The organism is Allostigmatella hybrida (assembly GCF_020103775.1).
GTDB lineage: Bacteria > Myxococcota > Myxococcia > Myxococcales > Myxococcaceae > Hyalangium > Hyalangium aurantiaca.
Genome location: NZ_JAHXBH010000016.1, coordinates 38,739 through 51,988, shown reverse-complemented (window position 1 = coordinate 51,988; position 13,250 = coordinate 38,739). Strand labels below are relative to the sequence as shown.

The 13,250-nt window shown below is 71.0% G+C and carries 9 protein-coding genes and 1 tRNA gene; 4 read left to right on the top strand and 6 right to left on the bottom strand.

What is annotated here, in order from left to right; all coding sequences use genetic code 11:
• Nucleotides 1-6 precede the first annotated feature (6 nt).
• Nucleotides 7-1,098 (top strand): glycosyltransferase family 4 protein, encoded by a 1,092-nt coding sequence (locus tag KY661_RS22795; RefSeq protein ID WP_225412225.1) that lies wholly within the window; start codon nucleotides 7-9, stop codon nucleotides 1,096-1,098.
• Here KY661_RS22795 and KY661_RS22790 read toward each other — a convergent pair.
• A complete protein-coding gene (locus KY661_RS22790) occupies nucleotides 1,067-2,014 on the bottom strand; it encodes a GDP-mannose 4,6-dehydratase (protein ID WP_225412224.1) in 948 nt (315 codons plus the stop codon). The genes KY661_RS22795 and KY661_RS22790 overlap by 32 nt on opposite strands.
• A 1-nt stretch (nucleotide 2,015) precedes the next feature.
• The gene (gmd, locus tag KY661_RS22785; RefSeq protein WP_225412223.1) at nucleotides 2,016-2,990 is read right to left on the bottom strand and encodes a GDP-mannose 4,6-dehydratase; all 975 of its coding nucleotides are present in this window, start codon (nucleotides 2,988-2,990) and stop codon (nucleotides 2,016-2,018) included.
• Between the two features lie 143 nt (nucleotides 2,991-3,133).
• On the opposite strand from gmd, the gene KY661_RS22780 reads away from it, so the two are divergent.
• Nucleotides 3,134-4,384 carry a myxosortase-dependent phytase-like phosphatase gene (locus KY661_RS22780; protein ID WP_225412222.1) on the top strand — a complete coding sequence of 417 codons (1,251 nt, stop codon included), beginning with the start codon at nucleotides 3,134-3,136 and terminating at the stop codon, nucleotides 4,382-4,384.
• 282 nt (nucleotides 4,385-4,666) lie between these two features.
• Nucleotides 4,667-5,119 (top strand): hypothetical protein, encoded by a 453-nt coding sequence (locus KY661_RS22775; RefSeq protein ID WP_225412221.1) that lies wholly within the window; start codon nucleotides 4,667-4,669, stop codon nucleotides 5,117-5,119.
• Between the two features lie 79 nt (nucleotides 5,120-5,198).
• Here KY661_RS22775 and KY661_RS22770 read toward each other — a convergent pair whose 3' ends face one another.
• From KY661_RS22770 to KY661_RS22755, 4 genes are all read right to left on the bottom strand, one after another.
• Nucleotides 5,199-7,976 (bottom strand): Hsp70 family protein, encoded by a 2,778-nt coding sequence (locus KY661_RS22770; RefSeq protein WP_225412220.1) that lies wholly within the window; start codon nucleotides 7,974-7,976, stop codon nucleotides 5,199-5,201.
• Nucleotides 7,977-7,998: 22 nt separating this feature from the next.
• Nucleotides 7,999-9,852 (bottom strand): Hsp70 family protein, encoded by a 1,854-nt coding sequence (locus KY661_RS22765; protein ID WP_225412219.1) that lies wholly within the window; start codon nucleotides 9,850-9,852, stop codon nucleotides 7,999-8,001.
• Between the two features lie 26 nt (nucleotides 9,853-9,878).
• Entirely contained in the window at nucleotides 9,879-10,478 is a 600-nt protein-coding gene (locus tag KY661_RS22760; protein ID WP_225412218.1) for a DUF2760 domain-containing protein, read from the bottom strand.
• Nucleotides 10,479-10,574: 96 nt separating this feature from the next.
• Nucleotides 10,575-10,647, bottom strand: a tRNA-Ala gene (locus tag KY661_RS22755).
• A 182-nt stretch (nucleotides 10,648-10,829) separates the two neighbouring features.
• Here KY661_RS22755 and KY661_RS22750 point away from each other — a divergent pair.
• Complete coding sequence (locus KY661_RS22750) at nucleotides 10,830-13,190, top strand: tetratricopeptide repeat protein (RefSeq protein ID WP_225412217.1); 2,361 nt, start codon at nucleotides 10,830-10,832, stop codon at nucleotides 13,188-13,190.
• Nucleotides 13,191-13,250: the final 60 nt, after the last annotated feature.

Sequence of the window (13,250 nt, the reverse complement as noted above, 5' to 3'; positions counted from 1 at the left end):
CGCCCCGTGTCCACCGGCCCCATTGCTTTCGACGCGAGCCTCTGGGATGAGCCGACCACCGGGATCGGCCTCTATACCCGCTGTCTGGCCTCGGCCCTGGAGGCGGAAGGCGCCTCGCTGGAGCGCTTCGGGGCGCGGAGCTCGGGAGAGTTTCCCCGGGGCACGCTGGGGCGCTCGGGCTACGTGCTGGCGCGGTTGCCTGGGGACCTGAGCGGCTCGGCGGCGCGGCTCTACCACGCGCTGGGCAACTTCAACCTCCCGCTCACGCGCCTGCCCGGCAAGGCCTACGTCCTCACGGTGCATGATCTGCTGCCGCTGACGATGCCCGAGACGGTGTCCACGGCCTTCCGGTGGCAGTTCCGCCTGTGGCTCTCGCGCAGCCTGATGCTCGCGGACCGGGTGGTGTGCGTGAGCGCGCATACCCAGCAGGCGCTGGAGGCCCGCTTCCCGGAGACGGTGGGCCGCACGGAGGTGGTCCACAACGGGGTGGACCACGTGGTGGCCGAGCCCCTGGACGAGACGGGCAAGGCGTTCCTGCGCTCCCTGGCGCTGCCCCGGGACTTCGTGCTGTACGCGGGCTCGCTGGACGTGCGCAAGAACGTGAAGCTGGTGCTCGACGCGCTGGAGCGGCTCCGGGCCTGGGGACGGCAGGTGACCCTGGTGCTCGCGGGACAGAGCTGGTTTGGCTCGGGGCCCGTGGAGCAGCGCGTGGGGCGCATGCGGGCCGAGGGCTTCGACATCCGCCCGCTGGGCTACCAGTCCGCGCCGGTCTTCTACGAGCTGATGCGCCGGGCCGCCGTCTTCGTCTTCCCCTCGCGGGGGGAGGGCTTCGGGTTGCCGCCGCTGGAGGCCATGCACCTGGGCACCCCGGCCATCGTCTCCACCGCAGGCTCGCTGCCCGAGGTGTGCGCGGACGCGGCGCCCTCGGTGGGGCCGGAGGATGCCGCGGGGCTGGCGGCGCTCCTGGAGCGGCTGCTGGACTCCCCCGGGGAGCGGCGGCACTGGGCCCAGAAGGGCCAGCGCCGGGCCGCGGAGTTCACCTGGAAGCGCGCCGCGGAGCGGACGCTCAGGGTGTACGAGGCGGCGCTCCGGGCATAGCGCGGAGCGTGGGCCCGAGCACCTCTTGCAGCGCCTGGGTGACGGTGGCCTTCGGCGTCCAGCCCAGGGCGCGCAGCTTGGAGGGGTCTCCCACCAGGCTGGGAATCTCCGAGGGCCGCAGCCGCGCGGGATCCAACTCGATGCGGGCCTGCACGCCCGACACGGCCAGCATCTCCTCCACGACGGCGCGGATGGAGCGGGGCGTGCCGCTGCAGACGTTGTAGGTCTGCCCCGGGATGCCGGAGGTCAGCAGCAGCCGGTAGGCGGCCACCACGTCCTTCACGTGGGAGAAGTCGCGGATGGCATCCAGGTTGCCCGTGCGCAGCACCGGGCTCGCCTTGCCCTGGGCGATGGCGTGGAGCTGGGTGGCGAACGAGGGCACCACGAAGGTGGGGTCCTGCCCCTCGCCCAGGTGGTTGAAGGGGCGCGCCACCATCACGGGCAGCCCGTAGCTGCGGAAGAACTGCTCGCCCGCCAGCTCCCCGGCGATCTTGGAGGCCGCATAGGGGCTCAAGGGCACGAGCGGCAACGTCTCCGCCGCCTGCGTGCCCTCGGTGACGGGCCCGTACACCTCGCCGGAGCTGACGAGCAGCACGCGCGTCTTGGGCGAGGTATCCCGCAGGGTGGTCAACAGGTGGACGGTGCCCTGGGTGTTGACCGCGAAGACGCGGGCCGGGTTGCCATGGCTGCGCGCCACGGAGGCGAAGCCGGCCAGGTGGATGACGCCCTCGGGGCGGGCCTTCTCCACGGCGGTGCGCACCGCCGCCTCGTCCGCGATGTCGAAGTTCAGGGCGTTGCTGTTCATGCCCTCCGCGCGGGGCCCGTGCGCCTCCACCACCTCGTCGCCCGAGGCGCGCAGCAGGGCACACAGGTGGCGCCCGGCGAAGCCATCGGCTCCCGTCACCAGCACCCGCATCCTAGCGTCCACCCGCCTTGAGGCGCTCGAGGTCCGCGTCCACCATCATCTCCACGAGCTGCTGGAAGCGCACCTTGGGCTCCCAGCCCAGCTTTCGCTGGGCCTTGCTGTAGTCGCCGATGAGCAGGTCCACCTCGGCGGGCCGCACGAACGCGGGGTTGATGACGACGTGCTTCTGCCAGTCGAGCCCCACGCGCGCGAAGGCGATCTCCACCAGCTCCTTCACGGTGTGCGTCTCGTTGGTGGCGATGACGAAGTCCTCCGGCGTGTCCTGCTGGAGCATGCGCCACATGGCATCCACGTAGTCGCCGGCGAAGCCCCAGTCGCGCTTGGCGTCGAGGTTGCCCAGCGCCAGCTGCTCCTGGAGCCCCAGCTTGATGCGCGCCGCCGAGTGCGTCACCTTCCGGGTGACGAACTCCAGCCCGCGCCGCGGCGACTCGTGGTTGAAGAGGATGCCGCTCACGGCGAACAGGTTGAAGGACTCGCGGTAGTTCACCGTGATGAAGTGGCCGTACGCCTTGGCCACGCCATAGGGGCTGCGCGGGTAGAAGGGCGTGTCCTCGTTCTGGGGCACCGCGAGCACCTTGCCGAACATCTCGCTGGAGGAGGCCTGGTAGAAGCGCACCTGGGGCCGCGTGTGCCGGATGGCCTCCAGCATCTTCGTGGCGCCCAGCGCCGTGAACTCACCGGTGAGCACCGGCTGGCTCCAGCTCGTGGGCACGAAGGACTGGGCCGCCAGGTTGTACACCTCGTCCGGCTGTACCAAGGAGAGCAGCGCCGCCAGCGAGAATTGATCCAGCAGGTCTCCCTGGTGCAGGGCGATTTTCCCCTGGAGGTGGGCGATCCGCTCGAACTTCTCCTCGGACGAGCGCCGCACCATTCCGTGGACCTCGTAACCCTTGGTCAACAGCAGGTCCGCCAGATAGCTGCCGTCCTGCCCCGTGATGCCGGTGATGAGTGCGCGTTTTTTGGTCATTCCTGGAGTCCCTGTACAAAAACCGCGCCGTTGTACCCGACGCTTTGCCTATCGCCAACCCTCGCGAGCAAGACTGCTTGCACGGGTAGGCCCGCTGGGGGGTACTGCGCGCCGATCGAGACCGTATTTCTTTGGAGGCACCCATGCGTATTCCAAGACTCCTCACGCTGTTCGCGGCCCTGGGCGGACTGCCGGCCGCGGCCCAGCCGGTGTCCGTTCCCTCCCTCCTCGAAACGCAGCCCGTCAGTGGCGTGAGCGGCGGCGAGTCCGAGGCCGCGCTGCTGCGCGATGCCACCTTTCCCGAGCGCAGCCTGTTTCTCACGGCGGACTCCGCGCTGGGCATCGCCACCTACCTGATGGATGGCTCGGAGCGGCAGGTCATCAACAGCACGGGGGTGGCCTACGCGGTGGATGTCATCGACGGGTTCCCGCTGTCCGGGCGCACCGTCCCGCTGGTCGTCGTCGCCAATGGGACGGGCCGGACCCTCAATGCCTACACGGTGGATCCGGTCCAGCTGACCTTGATCCCGGTCGGCGGCACCCTCTTGAGCGCGCAGAACTTCGACCCGCGCACGGTCAATCTGTACCGCAGCGGCGTGACCGGAAAGATCTATGCCTTCACGGCCAATCCGGGCGGCACCGTGCAGCAGCTGGAGCTGAAGACCATCGAGGACGGGGGCATCAGCGGCACGGCGGTGCGGAGCTTCGAGGCGGGAGGCAGCATCGCCGGGGTGGTGGTGGATCCGGATCAGCGCGCCCTGTTCATCTCCGTGCCCAACACGGGCATCTGGCGCTTCCCCGCGGAGCCCACGGACACCACCGAGGGCACCGTCGCGGTGCCGTTGGGCACGAGCGTCCCCCAGGGGCTGGGGCTCTACACGGTGGATGAGCAGGAAGGCTACCTGCTGGCCACCACCGACCAGAGCGATGAGATCGCCATCTATGATCGGCGCTCGCCGCACGCCCAGGTGGGCAGCTTCACCGTTCCGCAGAAGGACAGCGTGGACCAGGTGGACCGGCCGCGCTTCGTGGAGGTGACCTCCCTGCCGGTGGGCAAGAACTTTCCCAACGGGATGATCGCCGTGCACGACGCCAACAACGCGCCCAGCCAGAACTACAAGTTCATCTCCTGGGTGGAGCTCGCCAAGGCCTTCACCCCGCCGCTCCAGAGCCGGGGCCTGGTGTTGGATCCCGACGGGGGCGTGGTGGATGCGGGCGTCCCGGACGCGGGCAGCCCGGATGCGGGCCAACCCGATGGCTCGACCGGAATCGGCGGGGGCCCGACGAACCCCGTGGACGAAGGGTGCGGCTGCTCCTCGGCCTCGCTGCCCGGCCTGGCGCTCCTCGCGCTGGTGGGGCTGGGCTGGGGGGGCCGCCGCCGCCGGGAGCGCTGAGGCTGGTGCTACAGGATGATCCGGGGATGACGCGCGGGGTGGCCGTTCAAGCGCACTGAAAAAGTCATCCCCGGGGCTCAGGGCGAGTGGGACGGGGTGATCTCATTGATCACACGCAAGCCTGCGAGATCTCACGAGAATCACGCCGGAGGCCGATTTTTCGGCCTCCGATCAGTTTCCAACTCTCAGATTCCTCCTTACTCTAGGGCATGCCGCGAGCTGTCGGAGGGTTTCTCCAAGGACCCGTGAGACAGACGCGTGTGGAAGTCTGGGAGGGAAGACATGCTTTACAAAGTGACCCCGATGATGGCGCCGCCCGCGCCTGAAAAAGCTCAGCCACGCGAGCCGGGGCAGCCGCGCAAGCGGCGCAAATCTGCGGTCTACGACGCGGACGGCAACGAGGTGCTCATCTCGCTGATGTGCATCAAGTGCCGGACGCTCAAGCCGCTGGCGCAGTTCGGGCTGCGCAAGATGGCCGATGGCGCCATCCGCAACCAGCCGTGGTGCCGCACGTGCCGCTCCGGGGCCGGGACGAAGAAGCCCAAGGACGAGGCCGCCGCGGTGCCCGCCCAGGGCCCGGTGTCTTCTCCCGCGCTTCAGGTCGTGGCCCCCGCGGCCGTCCTCGCCGAGGCGCCCGAGTCCATGCAGATCGAGCCGCCGGTGGCCGAAGAGGCCGCCCCGGGTGAGCCTGTGCTCCCGTCCTCCATGGGCGAAGAGCAGCCTGCTCACGCCTGAGGCGGTGTCCGCTCCCCGTACGAACCCTGGAGGCTGAAGCCCTGCTTCAGCCTGTGGGGAAGGATCCGCCCTGGCCGGTTCATGGCGTCAGGCTGAGCCCGGCGGGCAGGGTGTCTCCCAGGGCCCGGGCCTCGTCGGCCGCCTCCAGGGCGACCACCTCGTTCACCATGAGGATCCACGTGGCGGCGGCGCTGGCCGCGGCGAGCGCCTGGGCAGTGCGGGCCCTCAGCGCGGGATCGATGTCGCGCGTCCGGTCCCCCGTGAGCCGCGCGAGCTGGGCCGCCGCGAACGGGGCCCCGTCGATGCGGCGTAGGTCCATCTCCAAGAGGAGCGTGAGCCAGGCCTCGGCGGTGTCCACGCCGACGACCTTGTGGCCACTGCCATAGAGCGGCACCCGGGCCCCCAACCGGCCCAGGGCCCAGGCCCAGGGGCCTCCCGACTTCGCCTCGGCCTTCAGGCGTGCGGCCACCCAGCCACCGAGGGTGGCCTTCTGCGCGGCCTCCAGGTGCTCCAGCGAGGCCGCGGCGCGCACCATCTCCTCCAGGCCCTCGGGCTGGATGCCCTTGAGCTTGCCGGGGAGGGCGGGCTCCGGAGGCACCCGGCGGGCCAGGTGCGGCTCCAGGTAGGCCCAGAGCCTGGCCTGTTGCGCCTCGGTGAGGCCGCCCGCGATGCGCCGCCACATGACCCAGTATTCGATCCACACCGCCTTCTCGGTGTGGAACTGCACGAGCTGCTCGAAGAGCCCGAAGGTCTGCTCCGCGCGCCAGTGGTCCAGCGGGTAGCCGAAGCCGGGCCGCAGCGTGAAGCCGGCGAGGCTGTAGAAGACGCGCTCGTGGTCCGCCGAGCGGCGGCGCTTGCTGGCCCCCGCGTAGAGCGTGCTCCACAGCTCGCGCAGCACGGGCACGCGCCACGTGTCCCGGGGGCCCAGGCCCTTCTCCAGGGTCTTGGACAGCTGCTTCACGTCCTTGGGCCCCAGGGGCAGCGGCTTGTTGCCGTAGACGCGCTCCACGTTCTCCTTCGCCTCGGCGAAGCGCGCGGGCATGGACTCGGTGACGGTGATGTCCTTGCCGGCCCCCGAGCCGCGCAGCTCGAACTCCAGCCGCCAGCGCTCGTCCGCCACGTTGGAGACGCAGTACAGCTCCAGCGTGCCAATCTCCGTGAGCGCGGCGCGCAGGTGCACGGGCACCTCCGCCAGCTTGCCCGAGGCGCCCTTGAGCAGCGTGTGGATGGGCGGCAGCGGCTTGAGGTCCTCCGCCAGGGGGATGATGTCGCCCGGCTTGTCGATGCGGTCGCTCGTCGTGGAGTAGAGCGCGAACTGCACCGGCCGTCCGAGGGACAGGGTGAAGGGGCGCTCGCCCAGGTCCACCACCTGGCCCTCCTCGAAGCCGCGGGGAATGAGGCAGAGCATGGGCGGCTCGCCGCTGCCCTCGGGGCGCTCCAGGCCCACGTAGTAGGCGCGCGCCGCGCCGCCGCCGATGCGCAGGCCGTGGCCGCGCCGCACCAGCCCGTAGTAGGCCGCCCCCCGCGCCACCGCCTTCTCCAGCGAGTCGTGGCGCAGCAGGGGGATGCGCGGCGCGCTGGGCCACCACGCCGAGAGCGCCTCCACCAGCCGCTCGGAGAGCTGCGGGGAGTTGAAGACGCCCCCGTTGAGGAGGATGACGTCGGGGCGGGGCAGGGCGTCCGCCGAGGCCGGCGTCTCGCCCAGGGCCGCGAAACCGGCGGCCGCGTGCTGGTGCAGGAAGGCGGCGAGGTGGCGCGTCACCGCCGCGTCCTGGGCGTAGGGCAGCCCCAGCTCCTGCAGGGCCATGCGCGCGGCGCGGCGCGGCCGGTCCCCGGGGCCGGAGCGGGGGAAGAAGCCATCGAGCACGAGCGCTTCGGCCTCCGCGCGGGAGAGGTCCGTGGACAGCGCGCCGCCCAGGAGCCGGCTGCCCTCGGCCACCAGCGAGACGCCGTAGCGCTCCGGGGGCTCCCGGCCGAGCAGGGCCTCCTTGGCGGTGCGCGAGGCCTGGATGGCCTGGGTCCACTGGGTGGCCGAGAGGCGGCGGCCCTCCGGGAAGAGCTTCTCCTCCACGCGGCGGGCGAGGGCGGCGTCCATGTTGTCGCCGCCCAGCATCAGGTGCTCGCCCACGGCGAGCCGCCGGAGCATGGGGCCCTCGGGGGAGACGCCCGCGTGGACGAGGGTGAAGTCCGTGGTGCCGCCGCCCACGTCCACCACCAGCACGAGCCGCACGTTCTCCAGCACGCGCCCCAGGTCCGAGCGGTGCCGGGCGGTGTAGTCGTAGAAGGCCGCCTGGGGCTCCTCCAGGAGGGTGAACTTCTCCAGGCCCGCCTTGCGCGCCGCGCTCACGGTGAGGGCGCGCGCGGCCTCATCGAAGGAGGCGGGCACGGTGATGACGACCTCCTGCTGGGCCAGGGGCACGTCCGGGTGCGCGGCGTTCCAGGCCCGGGCCATGTGGGAGAGCAGCAGGGCGCTGGCCTCCACCGGCGAGAGCTTGGCCACGTCCGCGGGGGCGCCCCACGGGAGGATGGGCGCGGACCGGTCCACGCCGGGGTGGCACAGCCAGCTCTTCGCGGAGGCCACGAGCCGCCCCGGGACCCGAGCGCCCTGCCACCGGGCGAACTCGCCCACCACATAGGGGCCCGGGTCGCCCCAGGGGAGCTGGAGGGACTCGCCGGCGAGCTCATGCCCGGCGGGGACATAGATGCACGAGGGGAGCAGGGCACGGGGGGCCACCTCCCCCTGCCGCACGAGCTGGGGGAGGGGAAAGTCCTCGATGGGGGCGCCCGTTCCGAGCGCGGGGTCCACCGATGCGACCGCGCAGTGAGTGGTGCCCAGATCGATGCCGACGATGCGCATAAGCCTCCCGTGGCGGTGCTTCTTACTCCTTCATGCGCACGTTGAGCTCCAGCTTCCAGCGCTCGGGCCCATCCTTCTGCACGCAGCGCAGCTCCAGGGTGCCCACCTCGGTCACCGCCGCCTGGAGGTTCACCGGGGTGAGGTCCCCATAGGGCTGGGGCTGGCCGGGCAGCGTCGTCTCGATGGGGGCCAGCTCCTCCAGGTCCTCCCGCCCGGACACGTCGTCGAGCATCGCCCCCACGCGGTCATCGCGCCGCACGGACGAGGCGAAGAACCGGAAGCGCGTGGGCTCGCCGGTGACGAGGCCGAACTCCTGGGGCGGCACATCCGCCTGCGTGCCCTCCTCCATGCCGAAGGGGGCCACGCACAGCGCCTTCACCGGGGGCTCCATGCCGGGCACCGCGGGCATCGCGGTCTCCACGCCCACGTAGTAGGCCCGGGCGGTGCCGCCCCGGATGCGCAGGCCATGGCCCTGGCGGACCCATCCATAATAGGCGGCGCCGCGGGCCACCGAGAGGTCCAGGTCCGCGCCCTGCAGCTCTTGGGCGGGGGCACCACCGTCCGCGGTGAGCCAGCTGTTGAGGACCTCCATGACCCGGGCCTTGAGGGGGCCCGCCTTGAAGACGCCGCCGTTGAAGAGCACGGCGGTGGGGTGGAGGAAGGACTTGCCGCCCACGTCCACGGGGGCATCCGGGGAGTGGGCCAGGGCCTGGGCCTGACGGGTGAGGAAGGCGGCCAGGTGGCGGGTGACGCCCGCGTCCTGGGCGTAGGGCAGCGCCATCTGCGCGAGGCCCGTGCGGCGCGCCGTGCGGGGCAGCTCCGTCACGGGGGAGGGGGGGAAGAAGCCATCGGTGAGCAGCCGGTCCAGCTCCTCGCGGGCCAGCTCCGTGCGCAGCGTGCCGCCGATGAGCGACGAGCCCCGGCCCGGAATGGCGATGGGGGCGCGGCTGAGCGAGGCATCCGCGTAGAGCACCTCCTTGGCCTGGCGGCACCCATAGGTGAGGGCGTTGAACTGCCACGGGTCCAGCTTCTTGCCCTCGGCGGCCAGCTTCTGGGAGAGCGTGTGGGCGAGCGCCAGGTCCATGTTGTCGCCACCCAGCAGGATGTGGTCGCCCACGGCCACGCGCACCAGCTCCACCTCGCCCTGCTGCTCGCGCACGGTGATGACCGAGAAGTCCGAGGTGCCGCCGCCCACGTCCACCACGAGGATGACCTCGCCGGGCTTCACCTTCTTGCGGAAGGACTCGCCTTGGCCCTCCAGCCACGCGTAGAGCGCCGCCTGGGGCTCCTCCAGGAGGGTGAGGTTCGGGATGCCCGCGGCCTGGGCGGCCTCGAGCGTCAGCTCGCGCGCCGCCGCGTCGAAGGAGGCCGGCACGGTGATGATGACGTCCTGCGCGGCGAAGGCGCTGGCGGCCTCCTCGCGGGTGCGGGCGAAGGTGGCATCCCACGCCTCGCGCAGGTGGCGCAGGTAGCGCGCCGAGGCCTCCAGCGGGGACACGCGCCGCACCTCCGGCGGGGCCTGCCAGGGGAGCAGGGGCGAGCGGCGGTCCACGCCGGGGTGGCTCAGCCAGCTCTTGGCGGAGGACACCAGGCGGGTGGGCACCTTGGCGCCGTGGGAGCGGGCGAACTCGCCGACCAGCGTGGTGGCATCCGCGTTCCACGGCAGCCCGAGGCTGCCCGCGGGGAACTCCTGCTCGCTGGGCAGGTAGAGGAACGAGGGGAGCAGGGGGCGCGGCTCCACCGTCCCCGGCGCGGTGAGCTGGGGGATGGGGAGCATGGATTGGGCGGAGCCCCGGGGCTTGCCGTCTTCCAGGTTGAAGTACGACACCGCGCAGTGCGTGGTGCCCAGGTCGATGCCAATCGCGTAGCGGGCCATATAAGGATGGGGCTCCTTGGCGAGGGTCAGGCGAGTTCGACTTCAGCGGGGGCCAGCACGCGCGAATCCAACGCGGGGCTGACCGAGGGGAACTTCACCTCCGTGGTGACCCAGCCGTGGTGCTTGAGCGCTCCGGCGTGGGGGGGCTGCCCGGCGACGTTGCCGGTGAGGCGGATGCGGTGCGCGTCGAACCCCGGGGGCACGGTGACGCTCGCGCCCTCGGACTGCGGCAGCACGGGCTCCAGGGTCAGATACTGCTTCACCACCTTGCGGCAACCCTCGTGGACGATGCGGGCCGCGGCCCCTACCTCGGCGTCCGAGAAGGCGGCCACGTTCTCCTGGAGGAAGTCCACCAGGCGCCCCTCGCGCTGGAGCATGGACAGCAGTGCCAGGGCGGAGGCGTGCTCGCGCTCGGGCGGAAGCACGGGGGCCGGGGCGGCCTTCGGGGGCGGGGCGGGCGGAAGGGCGGCCGGAGGGGGGGCGCCCGAGACGAGCTTGCCCGCGTCGTAGGACTCACTGAGGGGCAGAACGGCCTGGGCGAAGGGCCGGGACGCCAGGACGCGCCAGAAGCACAGGAACGCCAGCCAGAGCCGGGCAAGGAGCGAGAGCGAGGGCTGTTCGGTCATCGGCCCCGGATAACAAAGCGGGGGGCCTTTGCAATTCGGTTGTGGCCCAAATGCAAAGGGCCTCACTGTCTCCAGTGAGGCCCTTCGTCTACCGAGTGGAGGTGACCGGGATCGAACCGGTGACCTTCGCATTGCGAACGCGACGCTCTCCCAACTGAGCTACACCCCCGGAGTACGGCTGAACTGTTGGCTACCCTTCGGTGCGCCCCGGGAAGGGCTGCCGAAGACGAGGGGCGAGATACCGGAGCCCCGGGGTGCTGTCAAGCAGCAGGTGTCCCCCCCCGCATCTGCATTTGACGCGCAGCGAGGCGGGTGTCATAAAAACTCTCCTTCTCAGGCGCATTTCCAGGAATGTCTACCTCTCTTACGAAGACGTTGAGCCCGGCCGAGCTTGCCAAGCTAGAGCACGCGTTCGCTGCCGATCCGTCGTCCGACGCTTATAAGCCGCTCGCCGAGGCGTACCTGGGCATGGGCCGCTTCATGGAGGCGATGGTCGTATGCAAGAAGGGCGTCAAAGCCCATCCCAATGCATCCGACCCTCGCCTGCTGCTTGCTCGCGTCTATGCCGAGCAGGGCAAGGACAAGAAGGCGCTGGAGGAAGCCCTCAGCGCCCTTCAAGTTCAGCCCTCGGACAAGGCGGCCCTCCGCATGGCGGGGTCGCTTCAACTCAAGACCGGCGAGCCGGAGCCCGGCAAGGCCAACTTGCTGAAGGCGTGGCAGGCGGATCCGAACGACTCGGACACGCTGTCGCTCCTCCAGCAATATAAGGTGGAGCTGCCCAAGCCCGCCGCCCCGGCCCCCGCGCCGGTGGCGCCCGTGCCCGTGGCGGCTGCTCCGGTGGCCGCCGCGCCCGTGGCGGCTGCCCCGGTGGCGGCTGCTCCGGTGGCCGCCGCGCCCGTCCACGCACAGCCCGCGGCCACGGGGCTGCCCGCGGCCCGCCCCAACGGCACGCCTGCCCGCTCCGAGAACGTGGCCCGCCCGGCGGAGCCCGCGCCCCGGCGCCCGGTGGTGGTGGAGGAGGACGACGACGTCGATGATGACGACGACGCCAGCCCCCGCCGCCGCGCGAAGAAGAGCGGCAACAGCAAGTACATCTCGCTGGGGCTCTTCGTCGCCATCGTGGTGTCCGTCGTCGGCTACTCGGTGGTCTCCAGCCGGACGAAGGCGAACAACATCGCCTACAAGAAGAGCCTGGACGTGGCCACCGAGCAGCTCAAGCACGACTCCTTCGATTCGTACAAGAAGGCGTGCGAGGCGGCCGACAAGGCGCTCGAGGTGTACCCGGACGGCACCGCCGCGCATGGCTACCTGGCCTACGCGTACGCCATCCGCTGGGGTGAGCACGGCGGTGGCGACGACGCGCGCCGCCGGGCCGAGGAGCACCTGGCGGCGGCGAAGAAGGGCACCGAGGTCAGCTCGCACCTCTATGCCGCCGAGGCCCTCATCAAGACGTACGGGGGCAAGGGCAAGGAAGGTCTGGGCGAGCTGGAGGCCCGCGTGAAGACCTTCGACGCGGAGGGCAAGGCCAGCTCCCTGCTGTACCTCACCCTGGGCCTGGTGCAGATGAACGCGGGCGACCTGGAGCACGCGCGCGACAACCTGGAGAAGGCCCAGGGCCTGTCTCCGGATGACCCGCGCATCTACGCGAGCCTGGGCGCGGCGTACCGCCGGCTCGGCCAGGATGCCGTGGCGTGGCAGAAGTACGACTTCGCCCTGCGCTACGAGAAGGACCACCCCGAGTCGCTGCTCGGCAAGGCGCTGCTCGTGCTGGAGCAGGACGAGCCCAACTTCGAGATGGCGGCGGCGATGCTCAAGAAGCTGCTGGTGGCCGATCCGCCGCCGTCGCCGCGGCAGCTCGCCGCGGCGCAGCTGGCGCGCTCGCTGCTGGTGAGCCGCGTGTCCACCGCGATGGCCACCCTGAAGCCCGACGTGCAGACGAAGCTCTCCGAGGCCACGGGCGTGCCGGTGGACAAGGACAAGGCGCGCACGGACATGCTCAAGGCCGAGCAGGACGGCTTCGCGCTCGACAAGGCCAACCCGGAGCTGCTGCTCATCAAGGGCCGCCGCCTGCTCACCGAGGGCCAGCCGGACGCCGCGGCCGAGGAGATGCGCAAGGCCATCAAGATGGACAGCTCGCGCGCCCAGTTCCACGTGGAGCTGGCCAAGGCGCTCATGGGCAAGCAGGGCGGCGAGAAGGAGGCCGCCGAGGCGCTCACCACCGCGCTGCGGACCATGGGCGACAGCCCCAAGCTGGTGGTAATGCTCGGCAACGCCTACCGCCGCCAGGGCAAGCTCGACGATGCGCTCACCCAGTACCAGCGCGCGGTGAAGGACCCGAAGGCCAAGAACCCCGAGGCGCGCCTGGCCATGGGCGCCATCTACCGGGAGCGCTCCGAGTGGGACAAGGCCCAGGAGCAGCTCGAGAAGGCCAGCCAGGAGTTCATCGGCCAGGGTGACCGGGCCGCGCTGGCGTTCACGGAGCTGGGCCGCGTCTTCCAGAGCAAGGGCGACGCGACGAAGGCGGAGGATGCCTTCCAGAAGGCGCTCAACGCGGACGAGAACTACTCGCCGGCCTACTACTTCTATGCTTCGGCCCTCAGCAAGGACCGCAAGCAGGGGGACAAGACCCGGGCGCTCGCGCAGGAGTACCTCAAGCGGGACCCCAAGGGCGAGTACGCCACCGATGCGCAGAAGCTCGCCTCGGGCGGGTAGCACTTTCGTTGCACCCCACAAGCGGGGCTGATGCGCTCCGCTTGCGGGCCCCCTCTGATG

Bases quoted from the DNA above. Each gene is read 5' to 3' on its own strand.
- KY661_RS22750 (WP_225412217.1), top strand. From the start codon at position 10,830: ATGTCTACCTCTCTTACGAAGACGTTGAGCCCGGCCGAGCTTGCCAAG.
- KY661_RS22790 (WP_225412224.1), bottom strand. From the start codon at position 2,014: ATGCGGGTGCTGGTGACGGGAGCCGATGGCTTCGCCGGGCGCCACCTG.
- KY661_RS22770 (WP_225412220.1), bottom strand. From the start codon at position 7,976: ATGCGCATCGTCGGCATCGATCTGGGCACCACTCACTGCGCGGTCGCA.
- gmd (WP_225412223.1), bottom strand. From the start codon at position 2,990: ATGACCAAAAAACGCGCACTCATCACCGGCATCACGGGGCAGGACGGC.
- KY661_RS22775 (WP_225412221.1), top strand. From the start codon at position 4,667: ATGCTTTACAAAGTGACCCCGATGATGGCGCCGCCCGCGCCTGAAAAA.
- KY661_RS22760 (WP_225412218.1), bottom strand. From the start codon at position 10,478: ATGACCGAACAGCCCTCGCTCTCGCTCCTTGCCCGGCTCTGGCTGGCG.
- KY661_RS22780 (WP_225412222.1), top strand. From the start codon at position 3,134: ATGCGTATTCCAAGACTCCTCACGCTGTTCGCGGCCCTGGGCGGACTG.
- KY661_RS22765 (WP_225412219.1), bottom strand. From the start codon at position 9,852: ATGGCCCGCTACGCGATTGGCATCGACCTGGGCACCACGCACTGCGCG.